General features: G+C 44.7%; 10 protein-coding genes. 8 read left to right on the top strand and 2 right to left on the bottom strand.

All coding sequences use genetic code 11. The annotated features are described in order from the left end of the window. Genes VTH8203_RS00480 through traN form a run of 3 tightly spaced genes read left to right on the top strand, consistent with a single transcriptional unit; the run spans position 1 to position 5,832 of the window. Complete coding sequence (locus VTH8203_RS00480) at positions 1-1,125, top strand: TrbC family F-type conjugative pilus assembly protein (protein WP_014703129.1); 1,125 nt, start codon at positions 1-3, stop codon at positions 1,123-1,125. Continuing rightward, on the top strand, positions 1,109-2,137 hold the full coding sequence (locus tag VTH8203_RS00475) for a TraU family protein (protein ID WP_012368375.1): 1,029 nt from the start codon (positions 1,109-1,111) through the stop codon (positions 2,135-2,137). Before VTH8203_RS00480 ends, VTH8203_RS00475 begins: the two co-directional genes overlap by 17 nt. A gap of 2 nt (positions 2,138-2,139) precedes the next feature. Further along, positions 2,140-5,832, top strand: a complete 3,693-nt coding sequence (gene traN, locus VTH8203_RS00470) for a conjugal transfer protein TraN (protein ID WP_096991867.1) — start codon at positions 2,140-2,142, stop codon at positions 5,830-5,832. A 162-nt stretch (positions 5,833-5,994) separates the two neighbouring features. On the opposite strand, the gene VTH8203_RS00465 is transcribed toward traN, so the two are convergent. Continuing rightward, entirely contained in the window at positions 5,995-6,522 is a 528-nt protein-coding gene (locus tag VTH8203_RS00465; RefSeq protein ID WP_007104998.1) for a hypothetical protein, read from the bottom strand. A 9-nt stretch (positions 6,523-6,531) separates the two neighbouring features. Further along, positions 6,532-7,305 carry a hypothetical protein gene (locus tag VTH8203_RS00460; RefSeq protein WP_096991866.1) on the bottom strand — a complete coding sequence of 258 codons (774 nt, stop codon included), beginning with the start codon at positions 7,303-7,305 and terminating at the stop codon, positions 6,532-6,534. An 804-nt stretch (positions 7,306-8,109) separates the two neighbouring features. Between VTH8203_RS00460 and VTH8203_RS00455 the strand changes: the two genes are divergently transcribed. The 5 genes from VTH8203_RS00455 (at position 8,110) to VTH8203_RS00435 (ending at position 14,842) form a co-directional block, all read left to right on the top strand. Then, positions 8,110-9,075, top strand: a complete 966-nt coding sequence (locus tag VTH8203_RS00455; RefSeq protein ID WP_244181123.1) for a DNA-processing protein DprA — start codon at positions 8,110-8,112, stop codon at positions 9,073-9,075. After that, positions 9,072-9,608, top strand: a complete 537-nt coding sequence (locus tag VTH8203_RS00450; protein WP_244181122.1) for an HAD family hydrolase — start codon at positions 9,072-9,074, stop codon at positions 9,606-9,608. The genes VTH8203_RS00455 and VTH8203_RS00450 overlap by 4 nt, the downstream gene beginning before the upstream one ends. Positions 9,609-9,712: 104 nt before the next feature. Continuing rightward, complete coding sequence (gene tnpA, locus VTH8203_RS00445) at positions 9,713-10,147, top strand: IS200/IS605 family transposase (RefSeq protein ID WP_096991864.1); 435 nt, start codon at positions 9,713-9,715, stop codon at positions 10,145-10,147. Positions 10,148-10,199: 52 nt separating this feature from the next. After that, positions 10,200-14,357: a RecQ family ATP-dependent DNA helicase gene (locus tag VTH8203_RS00440; RefSeq protein ID WP_244181121.1), complete on the top strand. Its 4,158-nt coding sequence runs from the start codon at positions 10,200-10,202 to the stop codon at positions 14,355-14,357. Next, a complete protein-coding gene (locus VTH8203_RS00435) occupies positions 14,354-14,842 on the top strand; it encodes a hypothetical protein (RefSeq protein ID WP_096991863.1) in 489 nt (162 codons plus the stop codon). Before VTH8203_RS00440 ends, VTH8203_RS00435 begins: the two co-directional genes overlap by 4 nt. Positions 14,843-15,072: the final 230 nt, after the last annotated feature.

Genomic DNA, 15,072 nt, shown 5'->3' with positions numbered 1-15,072 from the left:
ATGACAAGACTATGTCTCTTATTCTTGTTGGTTGCTCAATTGTCTTGGGTTCAAGTGTCCTGGGCACAAGAGCCTTTTCCGTTGTCTGACGAGGACAAAAAGATCGTCGAAATGAGCCGCAGCATTTTACAAAGTGCTGTGGATGGCTCATCTGAATTTATTGAGCCTTTTGCACCGGTTGAACAACCTGTGTCGCTCAAACACAGCGATGAATGGTTGATATTTGCGTCGTCCTCATTGGGTGATTCCTCACTGAAGCAGCTATTTAAAGAGGCCAGTGCTACCGGCGCTATTGTGTTGTTTCGGGGAATTCCTGAAGGAAAGACCTTGGGGGCGGCTATCCGTGATTGGCATACGCTGATGGTGGGACTTGATCCTGTTCCTCAGGTTCGAATCGATCCGAAAGCCTTTGTGCACTGGCGGGTGACTAGCGTGCCTGCCATTTTCCGCATAGAAGATGACAAGGTGACTGCAAGTGCACTAGGGGTTTACAGCAAGGACTGGTTGCAGCGTCAAATTGAAACAGGCAATACCGGTTCATTGGGTCAACGCGGTCCTATTCATTCGATTTTAGAACCGGATTTGATGCAAGTGGCGATGCAGCGTTTACAGTCGCTTGACCTGGGCGCGTTAAAGAAAAAAGCCATTGAGCGATTCTGGTCTCGCCAAACTTTCACTGACTTACCCAAAGCCACGCAGTATCGGATAAGAACGGTTGATCCAACCATCGTCATGCAGCGGCCACTATTGGATGCCAATGGCCGAACATTGATCCCAGCAGGAACGCGTATTAACCCGCTAAAAGCCTTGCCGTTTACTCAGCAGCTTGTGGTGTTTAATGCGTCGAACGCTGAAGAAGTGGACGCAGTTGCGCATTGGCTTGAGACGCAAGATAGGACACTGCGCCGCATTACGCTTATCACCACGCAGCTCGACCGTACTCAAGGTTGGAATAGCCTCAATGCGCTCGAAAAGACATTGGATAGTCCGGTTTACCTTCTCAATGCCTCGCTAAAGCAGCGCTTTGATTTGCAAGTCACCCCATCGTTTGTTCAAGCAAAGGGGCTCGCGTTTGAAATAGAAGAAATTCCAGCAAAGGAGCTTGTTCATGAAAAAGCTCAATAATACGTATCGTCTGATGCGGACTCTCGTTGTCATGCTTGTCCTGGGCGCATCTATTCCTGCAAAAGCCGAATTGACTTGCCCAGACGCGGGGTTATTGTCCGGCAAGTTGCTGACGGATGTTTGCTGGTCATGCATTTTTCCTATCCGGGTTGCCGGTCTTCCTCTTGGTTCTGGAAATGTCCCAAGCGGCGCATCAAACAAGTCATTTTGCTTGTGTGAAGACAACTTAGGCGTGCCAAGGCCAGGTATTGTTACCAGCATGTGGGAGCCAGCGCGTCTGATTGAACTGGTCAGAACGCCGGGTTGTTCGCCTTCCCTGGGAGGGATTCGTTTACCGTTAGGTGATAGACGACTGCAAGGTGGTCATGGTGAAGGTGAATACGATACCGGTGATCTTGCTTTCTACCATTACCATTATTACGCCTTTCCGCTTTTGGTCATGCTCGATTTGTTCATGGATGGCAATTGCAATGCCGATGGTTACATGGACTTTGACTTGATGTATTTGTCCGAATTGGACCCAACATGGCTGAACGATGAACTGGCCTTTTTTACTCAGCCTGAAGCTGCTGCCGTTGCCAATCCATTGGCTATTTCGGCTTGTACCGCTGACGCTGCTTCATCAACGCTTGGTAAACCCATCGACCAGTTGTTTTGGTGTGCTGGCAGTTGGGGCCATCTCTATCCCTTATCTGGCCACACCTTAGCCTTTGGCTCATTAGCAGAAAACACCAGCCATTTAGCGGCGCGTGCAATCGCGGCTCAACACAGGCGTGGTCTTGCTAGGCGAACAATGGGGAACAGTGCGCTATGCCGACCTGTTATCGAACCCATGCTGCCGAAATCCCAATACAAGATGAGTATGTTCTTCCCTGTACCGGAAACTGAAAGTGCACATGTCATCGGTGAAAGCACCATGAAATGGGGAGAGTGGCGAACGATCCCCGGTGCCGGTGAAGATGCGCTCTACATTTTGTGGCGCTGGCAAGACTGCTGTAACTCGGGAGGTTAACTATGAAACCAACACTTTTTACCCGAGTTTTAGCGGGTGTTTTATCAATCACTATGGCGTGCTTGCCCTTACATGGTGTGGCCGCTGATGTGCAGCGCCAATCCGGCCTAAGCGGACAACAAGAAGGTAAGCAATTGCTGCAAAACTGGACGATGCCCGCACTCAATGGCAATACATTGTCGGTGCCGAATGGCAGTGGTAATGAGTCCATTAACTTGCAAGAGCTTTTCCCTGGTATGGATCAGGGCTCATTGGATGTCTTAACGGGCGTTTATGGCTCTGATGCCAGCATGAATCAATTGGGGACACAGCGCCAAGAGAGCATGGCATCCGAAAGTGGCGCTACGGGTGAAGCATTTCGTTCGCTACAGCAAATCAAAGACAGGTCTCGGCCAGATATGGTCAATGATCCGCTTTGGGCATTAACTGATGCGGTTCAAACTGACCCCAATCTATTAACCCAAAGCTTCCCCGGCTGTGAGTCTCAAGGTGAAGGCAGCCCAAATTACCAGCAATGTGACAGGCTCAATACAGCGGTTAACAGCTGCACTATTACTCACGATTACACGGCAGGCATTATTGAGCATGTTTCTGGACCGATGAACCTTCGCTCTTGTGGTGAGGGGTGTCTTGAAGTTTGGATTGGACGAATTGGCGACAACTACTGGAGTGGCCGTTGTAAAGTGTTTGAACAGGCCATCACACTCAAAGTCGTGAACCCCGATGCGATTACCTCAGCCGTTCTTGAGTACGCTAAATGGGATGACTACATGCAAGTTTGGCTTGGCGATCAGAAAGTCTGGTCTGGGCCGAACAATAACTTTCCACCAGAAACGGCAGGTCGCTGCGAGCTCAGTACCAGTTGGGAGCGCAATCCAAATACCGATCTCACTGCCAAGCTAAAGGCGGTAGAGCCCGGTTTAGAAGTGCCGATAAAAATTCGCGTATCGGTTACGGGTAGTGGTGAGGGGTATGCACGCATCAAGGTGCGCTTTGATCCAACCAAGGTGGTGATGAATGATAGTTGGTCGCCACAATCCTGTATCGAACAAGCAGCGGATATCCCAGCTAAGTTTTCAGACTACAGCATTCAATGCACGGATCAGCCGTCTTCAACCAACGGATGTACGGTGGTTAATGGTGTTTCAGTTTGTGAATCCTACTTTGCCCCAAGCCCAGTGGCTGGCATATCGCCTTTGTGTCGGCGTGTTCAAGTGAGTGTGGATGATGAAAGCTATAAGGGGATTGAAAATCAGGCCTGCCAAGTGCTTGAAGCGAATCCTTCCTGTGGATTCATGTCGTCAGAATGTGCCGAGACCAATGATAAAGGTGAATGCATTCGCTTTACCGATACCTATGACTGTGGATTGCAAACCAGCGATCCAAAGTGTGTGGTATCCAATCTTATGCCGAGTAGTTTTGAGGCCTGTGAACCTACTCAGACGATCACGCCATTTACTGAAACCAAGCATGTACCCGATTACCAGGTGTGCGAGAAGATCAGCACGCTTACTCAGTGTCAGTTAGAGCGACGTGTATCCGCTGAAACCCATCAACAAAGCTGGTCCATTGAGCGCGCTTGCTTTAGCTCTGAAACGCTCAGCTTTGTTCCACAGCACAGCAGCACTATGCAAACTGGAAACGCGACGCTGAGAGTGTTTGATAATCAAAATACTGAGATAAAAATCACCGAGTTGCCATCCAAGGCAAATGGTTGGAAAACGACACTCTCACTGACGGGCAATAAGGAAACGGTGACTGAGACGAAACCGTCCATTAAGTACCCTGAAATGACCTGTCCAAAAGGAACCTTGGTTGGCTCATTGTGTAAGGTCGTTAATGGGTCGATTATTTCGTGGCATGAACCCCAGGAAATCATTCGTTCCAGATGTGAGTCCGGCTGGAACAAAGTCGATTTCGATACTTGCAGCCGAGAAGTCCAGAAGTGTTTGGTTCCTGCGAAACTGAGTGCTTCCTTGACCTTCTCTGGCAAGTACTTAGAGCAGGACGTTGTTCATCAATCAAGTGATCCGGGCATAGACCAATGCTTGATGCAAACGGATCAGTTCACTGCGGTGCAGTGGCAGTGTTTGGATACGGGCACAAAACGAATCGACGGGTTAACGGTTGGTAGTGGCGAGTTGGCCAATCTTGGAAACCTTTATCCGGCGGTTGTTTCGTCTCCTGCTCATTTAACCAGTCGCGGCAGTTCTGATGGACTGGGGCTCTCATGCTGGAGGGCAAGAGCGACCTACAATGCTTCGACTGCTCATCCAGAGTTTAACATGGGCAGCTCAGATAGCTGGGTAGATGCCAATGGTAATACACAAACCATCGTCAATAACGGACAAAACACGACTACCAATACGTGTGCCGCGCTAGAGCAAAACCCGGCCTGTCAGTATGTCAGAACCGAATGCACTGAAGGCGGGGCTGGTCATGAAGGCTTCTGCTATATCCAAAGTTTGGTGTATGACTGCGGACAAAGCGTTGAAGTGCAAAACGCTCGAATGGAAACTCAATACAACTGTGAGGGCCCAGTTCGCTGTATGGGCACAGATTGTTTAGAGCCAGAGTCAATCAAGCAGGCTAACTTTGCAGAGGCCGCTGCGATGCTCAATGCTGCGCAGTTTATGACCAATGATATGTCATGTACGGGCGCTGATGGCCAAGATAACGTCGAATGTACGGTCTTTAAAGGTAATGCTGGCCAGTGCAAAAAAGCCGTTGGTGGCATAGTGGATTGCTGTGAAAAGCCAAGTGGCGTGTCGTTATCGGACTACATCACGATGATAGTGGCGGTTAACAAGCTTGATACGGCAGTCATGGCCATGAATCCGTCTTCTGCAATCTATGGTTCGTGGAATACGCTTAGGGAACCGATCACGAGTACCTGGAGTGCGGTTAAAGAGCCTTTTGTGTCTGCATGGGACTCTCTCATGGGGGCTGGGCCATCAACGGCTGCTGGCGCGGGAGCGGAGCAAGCTGCGACTGGCTTTATGCAGGTGTTGACCAACAAAACGGCTGAGTGGGTAGGCTCTACCTTTGGTTCGGGGGCGCAATCGGCACTGTTTAGTAACGTTGGTGGCGCGGTTGGAGCCGATGGTGTTGTATCGGGTGGTAACTTTGCGCTGGGAGGCGCTGCGGGCGCGGTTCTGAGTACGGTTATGACGGCCTACATGATTTATTCAGTCACCATGATCCTCATTCAGCTTATCTGGAAATGTGAGCAGAGCGAGTTTGAAATGAACGCCAAGCGGGTATTGAAGAGTTGCCATTACGTGGGCTCTTACTGCAAGTCTAAGTTCTTAGGTGCCTGTGTTGAGAAACGGCAATCATATTGCTGCTTTACTTCGCCGCTTTCACGGATCATTCAAGAACAAGTGCGTCCGCAATTGGGCCTTGGCTGGGGCAGTGCGAAATCTCCCAACTGTGAAGGATTGACCGCGAGTCAGTTAAACCAGGTGGATTGGAGCCAAGTCAATCTGGATGAATGGATAGGTATCTTGTCGATCACGGGCAACTTACCCGAAGTACCGTCACTGGATCTGGAACGACTCACAGGCTCAGGAAGTACGCTAAACGTTGATGGAAACCGTCAAAGTGCCGCAGACAGAGCTATTGAAAGGCTAAACGGAATGGATGCTCAGAAATTACGCCAGGAGGCAACGGAAGAAATTTCGGGGAATAATTGAGCTCGTCCTTATAAAAAAGCTGCGCCAATAATGTTCCATATTGGTTACTTTAATGAGCAAAATGCGCCTTAAGGTAACCATTTTAGCGCTTTGTGGTTGCTATGATTTTTCTTCTAGGATGTTTCAATACTTGATGCGGATATGATTTTTTAAGTGCAAATATCAGCGACTAGAAACCCTAGCAAAATATTTATGTTGAGAAATGATGTTATTCTCACAATGCTCTAGATCTTTGATGTCTAAAACGGAAACTCCTAATGCTGCATCGTTAAGCTTTTTATAAATAAGTGAATCCGTTCGAACCATTCTTGCTAGTTGACTTGACCAGACTGTGCAAAGCTTCTTGTATAGCAAAGGATCACTTTTTGTAAATGTTAATACTAGACCAAGATACCCAAGCCAATCAGGAAATACGCAGTTTTTTGAAATCTTTACTAGGTCGGCAGTTATGCAGATATCAACTATTTTACGCTGTTGTTCTGGAGTAAAAGTATAGGGGAATTGCCCAATTTTAACTGAGTAATTTGTTTTTTGTTTTTTCACCAACCAATTATCTTCAAGAGGGTGTTTACCCCGAGTTAGTTCAACTAGACCAAATCGAAAATGAAGTTGACCACAGGTGGTACAGTTTAAATTCCAGCACCATTTTTCTTGTGAAGCTAGTTCACTCATTGCCTCAAACGCATTCATAAATTTCTCTTAACTTTTTACAATAAAACGAATTTGCTGATCCGTATAAGCTGGATTTAGTAAATTAAATTTTTTTAAGTAAGCTAGAAATTTCTCACCATGGTATTCAGACAATGTTTTAGTCCCTACTGCGTTATTGCCTCCAAACTGACTACAGAAACGGTATGATTGACCATTAATTGAATACTCTTTGACCCAATACCTTTCATGATAATTTTTGGACGCTTCCGTTGAAATCATGATCAATGGGAAAGATATACCAAAGTGTTCTTTGCACCAGTCAATGTTTTTCAATAACTCTAAATGCTCTGCTGTTTGGCTGCAAAAACCGATAATTGCATCAATGTGTTCTTTAATCAATTTTCCAACTCGTAGCTCCACCATATCCACATCCTCTGAATGTTTTAACAATCTAAAAGCTTCACCCTCAGGCTTTTCTGTCGTCAATGTTAATCTAACGATTCCTTTATTTTTCCAGCCTCTCAAGGCTCCAGACCAAATATTGGCTTTAAGGTTAGAATGCTCTCCAAATTGCTGAGCCGACCATTCTTCAGTTGAGACTCGGCCATCAGCATATTGAAAAACCTTCCAAGCTTGCTTTTGATTTATCAAGCATTGCCTAAATTCATCTTCACTTGGAATAAATACCAATTCTGGTTTTCCAGTCACCGTTCTGGATTCATAGAAATCAAGAAGCCTACAGATAACGTTATCCGGTGTCTCAAATCCTATTACGTGTTTACCAAGGCGAAGGTAAGTTTCTTGCGATAGTTCAATTTGCATTGCTGACACTCATAAGTAATGTTGATTACAATTATAGTAATGATCATTACATTTTAAGTCAACTGTAATTACACTTGAGAAGTAACAGAGAGTTTTGGGATACTATCTGAGTTAAAAAAGCCCCTTCGAGAGGGGCTGGTTGAGGGAGCCTAGTTGGCGGGGTTATCTGTTTCCTCTTCAGTGATATCGTCTTCGGTTGAAGGCACCGCGTGTTAAACTTCTGCAGCAACGACACTTTCATAATTTATTGCTAATTTTTCATACCGTGTAGTCACTTCTAGGTACAGGGCGAGCGCATGAGTTGAATTAATGTTAACTTTCACAAATTATTAACTGTGAGATAATTGTTTGAAGGTGTTTTTCTTTTATACCTGTTTGTTTCTTGACCACATAAATCTAGACTTACACAGCTCAACTCTTGGATATTTAACAAGAATGGTGGTTTTGATTTACAAATCATCTACTCATGCGGTTGCCCTGCTTCTAGGTATTTCTTAATTTTCAGGAGGGCATTTTCAACTAAATTGTGTATCGATATAAACACTAATTTATATCGCCATTGCCCCGACTGCTATTTTCTTTCCTTGGTCACAGCTGATACCAAATGCAGATTGTTTCAAAATACTCATTCCGACAATAAGAAACTGCCAGCCTTGATCGAGCTACTAGGTACTATTAGTTCAATTAAAGCACTTTTGCCGTCGGGTATATCTACTTATAGAGATTGGATTTATTGTGTTTTCGGTCGAATACAAGTAAATTTGTGGTCAATGGACTAGAATTTGTCGTGTTTTTGGAGTGGATGTGAACATTGTAGATGCTCTTGTTATCAAGAGGTTAATGCACGTTGGTGATGAAACTGTTCTGTACATCTTAAAATTTTCAGCGTATAGCGGAGTGGCAACACTCGAAGAACTGGCACACCACTCCTCCAATCTAAGAATATCAAACGGTAAATCTCGAGCAACTCTTGAAAGCTTCTTAGATACTGGGAACTTCCAAGCTCTCAGGGACGAAGTACAAGCTGAGATTGATTCGTTCAAGAATAAAGGTGTTGAGATTGTTCTCTTCGGTACGAAAACCTATCCAATTTCGTTATACGGTCTCCCGAAACCTCCACCCTTTCTCTACTGCAAAGGCAATCTGAATCTCTTAGATAATAGGCTGTCATTAGCCGTTGTAGGCACCCGTGAAAACACCCCCAAGGGGGAAACCATAACGATTAAAACTATTCAAAAGTTTGCGACTTATGGCTTCACGATAGTCAGTGGACTTGCACTGGGTATCGATACAATTGCTCATCGCGCGGCATTAGACGCCAAAGCACCAACAATTTCTGTTCTTGTCGATGTGGAGTCTATTTCTCCCGCAAGTAATCGGGAACTCGCTAAGGAAATTTTGGATAGGGGCGGACTTCTAGTTGCAGAGAATGCACCAGGGACCAAAGCAATACCTGCGTTCTTTGCTAAGCGAGACAGGATACAAGCAGGTTTATCTACAGCCGTCTTTGCTATTGAAACTTCGATAAATGGTGGGACGATGCACGCAATAAAATCTGCTATCTCTATGATGCGTCCTGTCTTCGTTCCTGACGCACATAAAGCCAAGTATCCAGATCTTACTATCAAGGCAATTTCTGGAACTCAACAGCTAGTTGACGAAGGAAGAGCGATACCCTACACGAGCGAATCTTATGAAGATATTCGACTTCAATTATTAGATATCGCGAGTTCATTTGGGTCGTTGAAAGAAAACGGTGGCCTGTTGTGATAAAGGTTATCGTCCTCGATCTTGATGACACGCTTATTGATACATCAAGCCTCGAACCACTTCGGTCAGCTGGCCGATGGAGAGACATACCCAGGTACTTTAATGGATGTGACATCTATCAGGACGTTGTCGGCCTTGTTACAACGGCTCGGTCGGTTGGAATCAAGGTTGCTATTTTCTCGAATGCGCCTTCGAACTACGTTCAGGGGCTACTCAAACACTTCAGTATCACTGTTGATTATGTAGTAGCTTACCATGATGTAACGCAACATAAGCCGAGCCCTGAAGGCGTTACTCGTATTCTCGATTACTTCGGTGTTAGCGCCGACGAGTCAATTTATTTAGGAGATAGCAACCTAGATCGAGACGCTGCTTCCAATGCAGGAGTTGAGTTTTTCTCAGTAGATTGGGGTTCAGCCTCGGAGATCGATTCGTCACATAAGGGAGTAATCAATCTCTCCGAGCTTATTGGAAAAAATTCGATGCTGAGCTCAGCAACAACCGAACGTTCTGAGTTAATTGAAACTTGGTAAACCACCGCCTCTGGCGGTGTGACTCGAAAAGGCTCTGCCGTAACAGCGTGCATCGATGGGAAAATGACCTCCTTTATAGAACCGGCAAGTTCAAAGGAGGTCATATGAGAGACTGGCAGAGCCAAGCTCACGTTAAACATTATTGCAAATATCACGTTGTGATTGTTCCAAAATATCGAAAGAAAGCGATTTATGGTTCATTGCGTAGAGATATCGGAAAAATCTTAAGAGAGTTATGTAGACAGCAAGGGGTAGTATTGGTTGAGGGTTATGCGATGAAAGATCACATCCATATGCTCTTGATGATTCCACCAAAGTATAGCGTGGCCAATACTGTTGGCTTTTTGAAAGGAAAATCAGCAATAAGAATTTTCCGCGACTATATGCAGGTAAAACGTAACTTTACTGGGAGAAAATTCTGGGCAAGAGGTTACTGTGTTAGCACAGTAGGACTCGATGAACAGATGATTCGTGAATACATACGTAATCAGGAGTCGGAAGAAAAACGCCAAGAGCAGTTGCGACTCTCGGGCTTATAAAACATAGCCCCTTCTAGGGGCTTTCATCATACTACCGGTTTCACCGGTAGTTTTGATTCAATCTGGAAATAAACTTCATCTGGGATTTTATTTAGATGGTATCAAACAGGAAGTTTGGTCTTTCAAAGATAACAAGAATCCTTCTGTACGCCGCTGGGTTAACAAGAGTGTTGAGCTAGCTCCTTCATTCCCAGCCATAGATATTGTTGTCCGAGCGTTAGGTCATGCTGAGCTTAGGGTTGAAGATGGCGAAAAAGCATTAGATACCTTGTGCAAATCGCTGGCTGTTGCTTTAGGGGCTTCTTACCAACCTAAGATATTAGAGAAAGATCACGTATTAGATAAATCGACTAATTGCACTGCAGCACAAAGACTCCAGCAGGTCAGAGGTGCTTATAAAGCCGATGTTGATTCAATAGAAGCTAATTCAAATCCGACATTTCTGATCGTTGACGACGTATTAACTTCGGGGGCTACAACTGATGAGATAACACGCTGTCTATCTCAAGATTTTCCGAATTCAAGTATTTACATTTTTACGTTGGTTAAAACTCTCTATAGATTGGAGCTAGGCACTGACAGCCGAGAACAACAACACAATAACCAACTGTTTTCAGATTTGTACAACCCAATCATCGACTCGCTGGCAGATGAAAATGAGCAATCTGGATATGGCAAGCTGAAGTCTAGTAGCAGGCTTGTAAGCAAGAAGTTTTCTGCTAACTACGCGAGAACCAACCATAACTTCATTTTCCATAATCTTCTCCAGTATTCGATCTTGTCTGAAGCAGCGTCTGGTCAGCTATTTGGCGCAATTCAAGTTCTTAAGAACATGCTCCAGAGAGGGAAGCCAACAATAGCATCGCGGAAGCTGAGGAAGGCATTTGGCATTGAACTGGATCATAACGTTCTTAATACATCAGCTCAGGCTCTTGTGTCAGATAAGCCGGTTTTTTGGAATAGATTGATTCGAGGCCACAAACAGTCAGGAAACTACCCAGCGAAAAGGTTTTTTGATGAGCTGATACCGAAGTATTTCGGTAAGTACATTTTTGTAAAACAACTAATGCTCCCTGAAGTCCAGATTTACGATATGACTCAGGTCTACGTTGAACAATTTCAGAACCGACAGGTAGATTTTTACATTCCTCAAGTTGGTTTAATTATTGAGATAGATGGTCAGCAGCACCAAAATTCTCAGCATTTAGATAAAATGAGGGATGCGTTTACCGAAAGCCTGGGACTGAAGACTGTTCGATTCACTGTTCAAGAACTGGCATCTGAGAACCAGTCATTTATCAGTAAGATAAATTCGATTATTTCTCAAATTCAGATCGTTGATGGTCTAGAGCGAAATGGTGTCCTAACGCCTCCTAATGGTATTTCTTTATTGAATTACCAAGAGGCTTACGAAAATGGAGTCGATGTTACTGACTCGCGATTGAGGCTGACCTCGGCGTTGCGTTTCCAGATACTGTTATTAGAGCTTCTTGAGCGCGGTCAGATCAGACTAGGGGAGTTGAAAAAACTATTCGTAGTCAATCGTGATGGAACTGATTTTGCTGAAGCGGCACTAGACGACCTGAACGATTTGTTATCGAATCTCTTTCGTCTCATCGGCATTGAAGAAAAGCGAATTGAGGTTGCGCTGATCGAATCAGATGAGCTTCCGAGCGAACGGTCAGGTGAAAATATATTCATCGACTTCAGCTCACTGGAGCGTTATGACGATTCCTTTCAAGTTAACCAAGACGTCATATATTCACGAACGGATTACTTCGATTTCTATCGATACTTCGAAGATTCTGATGCTGTTTCAATAGAAACCAGTCAATTGATTGACTATGACTTTTTTGAGCTTTCATGCAGAGATCCTATTGCCTATAAGCTAGACCTTAGCCCAGGCAGCGAGCAGCGAGAGTCTCTGAGATACTTCCTCAGCAACATGTTTCTACCATACCTAGAGGATGTAGATTTCAGGGAAGGTCAAGTTGGTATCATAGGATCTGCACTTTCGAGAAATGGCACAATAGGATTGTTGCCTACAGGTTCGGGTAAGTCGATTTGTTACCAGTTGTCTGCGATTCTGCAACCAGCCGTTAGCTTTGTTGTGTGTCCGATTAAGAGTTTGATGTATGACCAGAAAGCCGATTTGGATAGCATCGGCTTCACTCGAAGCAATTTTATTACCAGTGATTTGAAGGCAGGAGAGAAAGCCAAAGTTCAGAGAGATTTCGGACGTGGTAAGTACTTTTTCGTATTCATATCGCCTGAGCGATTCCAAACTCATGCGTTTAGAAAAGAGATGTCGGCTATAGGACTAGATCTCTCGTTTGCCTACGCGGTGATCGATGAAGCTCACTGTTTGTCTGAGTGGGGGCATGATTTCAGAACATCTTACCTGAACCTGGCAAATACAATCGAACGGTTTGCTCCCAGTGCAAGTTATATAGGCCTAACGGCAACAGCATCAGTTAACGTCTTAAAGGATATTCAAACAGAGTTTGATATCCCCGATGATTTTGTCCGTACCCCAATGGACTTCAGTCGCGAGGAACTCTCATTCCACGTTATCGACGATAAAGGCCGTAAAGGTGATGCAGTCGTCGATCTTGTTTCTGAAATGGAGGGTAAATGGAATTCCGATGGGGAAGACGGCAATAAGGCGGGGATCATATTCACACCTACCGTCAACGGAGCTAAGGGGTGTCATAGCTTAGCGGGCCGAATTTCAACACTCTTGAAGATGGATGTTAGATATTTTTCGGGGTCGGCTCCGAAAATGGGTGGATTGCAGGGAGAGGCTTTCGATAGGTATAAGCGCCAAGTTCAAGACGAATTTAAAGAAAATAAATACCGCCTACTTACTGCCACTAAGGCATTCGGAATGGGCGTGAATAAGGGGAATATTGCCTATACGGTTCACTTCGGAATACCTGGGTCGATGGAGGCCTTGTATCAGGAAGCAGGCAGGGCTGGGCGAGATAAAAAACTATTCAAGGAAGTACCCGCAGATTGCTATGTGCTTCTCACAAAAGAGCCCAATTCAGTTGTTCTCGACAAGATTTGGGACGCTAGCACGAATGTCAAAGATCTGAAGGAGTACGTGAAGTCATTGAGTCGCGATAGCGACCTGAACACAAATCTATTCCTGATGACAAACGGCTTGGACACAGTCAATGATGAGTTCAAGTTGATGGCAAACGTATACGAATTCTTTAAGTACAATCAGGAACACAACACGGTGACCATTACTGCCAGACAGTTTGGTACGGAAAAGTTTAAATTGGAAAAGGCTATCTACCGTCTTTCTCAATTAGGTATTGTCTCTGACTGGGTAATCGAAGATTTTTTTAATGGCACGCTCTATGTCGAGTTCCAGTGCCTATCAGAAGAAAGTTTGGAAAAGAAACTTGAGCATACCGTCAGAAAGTACGATCCTGAATTCAAGTTCGCGGATGTGTTTAGTAGTGATAACCAGTACTACAAAATTCTCTGCGACAAGCTGAGAAAAGGGTCTATCGATAAATCGCAATTTATCTTTCTAGTTCTTTTACTCTGGTCCTATGATCATTTTGTCTACAACCGTCGCCAGTCACAGAAGAACGTTTATGAACAATGTAGTTTATTCGCTGAAGGCAGAATGGATGACAAAGAATTTAAGGAGAAGCTAGAGGGTTATTTCAGGCACGACAAGTCGAGCCAACTTCTGCTCAATATGGCTGAGAATTCTGTGTCGGCGAATATGTGGCCATCAGTATTTTTTGAAACTGATGAAGATGATGGCACGGAACATCTAGTAGGCAGCGAGAAAATGACGATCCTACGAGGTCAGCTTTCTCGATTTCTAGAGTCATACAAAGATAATGCATTCTTGAACTACTTGAGTGGTGTGCTACGACTAGCTTCCGATGAGTTTGATGATGCAGATGGAGAGCGAAGAATGGCCGCGTCGTTTGAACGGTTGATTAGTGATAATAGAGATGAAGCACTAGATTTGGTCCGAAAAACTATGCAGCTAAAGCCAATGTTCTCTGAACATGCACGAAGCCGCTTTGCTCGTTTGGTCCATGAGAAATTTGAAGATTTGGATGTTCTTGGGGAGGTAAATGAAGAGCTAGGGGATCCGTACTCCTATCACACTTTGTTAGCTCCACTTGCAAATAGACTTGAAAAACTTACCAGCCAATACAAGGGGATTAATTGGTGAATGACATACAGAAACTACACCGAGTAATTGATTCACTCGAAGAGCAGTCGGCGCAAGTGGCCGAGTTTAATGGCCTGTTGAGAGCCGTCAACGATGCAAGAACTGAGATTGAGGAAGCAAAATCGACGCTCGCAAATCTAGTTACTGAACAAGGTGAATTGGTTACAAAGAACTCTAAGAAATTTGAAGAGTTTGACGGTTGTCTGACGTCACTTAATGATCTTCTAGGCCAGATTAAAGATGATCAGTTGAAACTAAGTCGTGAGGTGGAAGCCTTGAAGTTTGTTACACCTGAACAGTTTGAACAAGGTCGCGCAGCGATTGATAGCTGCATTGCTAAACAATTTGCGGAATTGAACAGCAAGTTAGAGGCTGACGCGGAGTCTCAGAAAAGATCGATAAGTGGGCTACGAACCATAGTTGTTTTAGCTATGTTGGTGTTGGCTGGAGGTATTGGATTCCTAGCTATGAAGATGGTTCTTTAGTTTTCAAATTGTCATTCATTTTTTAATTTTAATCAATAAGTTGGAATAAAGAATGGTGAGTCGAGGTGTAAGCCGTGAAATTTTAGTTGGTAATGGTGATGACCTGTCACGCCAACGCTCGCATTCCGTATCACTACTTCGCGCATCTACTCAGCGAATTCCACAAACTGACATCGTTTGATGATCTGTTAGTGATTTACTGACGTTGAATGTGGTGCTTAACGAGGCTG

The organism is Vibrio thalassae (assembly GCF_900089835.1).
In the GTDB taxonomy this organism is placed as follows: Bacteria; Pseudomonadota; Gammaproteobacteria; order Enterobacterales; family Vibrionaceae; genus Vibrio; species Vibrio thalassae.
This window is presented reverse-complemented; position numbering and strand designations above follow the sequence as displayed.

What these genes read in the sequence shown, in the direction of transcription:
- VTH8203_RS00480 (WP_014703129.1), top strand. Translation starts at nt 1, where the DNA reads ATGACAAGACTATGTCTCTTATTCTTGTTGGTTGCTCAATTGTCTTGG.
- VTH8203_RS00475 (WP_012368375.1), top strand. Translation starts at nt 1,109, where the DNA reads ATGAAAAAGCTCAATAATACGTATCGTCTGATGCGGACTCTCGTTGTC.
- traN (WP_096991867.1), top strand. Translation starts at nt 2,140, where the DNA reads ATGAAACCAACACTTTTTACCCGAGTTTTAGCGGGTGTTTTATCAATC.
- VTH8203_RS00465 (WP_007104998.1), bottom strand. Translation starts at nt 6,522, where the DNA reads ATGAATGCGTTTGAGGCAATGAGTGAACTAGCTTCACAAGAAAAATGG.
- VTH8203_RS00460 (WP_096991866.1), bottom strand. Translation starts at nt 7,305, where the DNA reads ATGCAAATTGAACTATCGCAAGAAACTTACCTTCGCCTTGGTAAACAC.
- tnpA (WP_096991864.1), top strand. Translation starts at nt 9,713, where the DNA reads ATGAGAGACTGGCAGAGCCAAGCTCACGTTAAACATTATTGCAAATAT.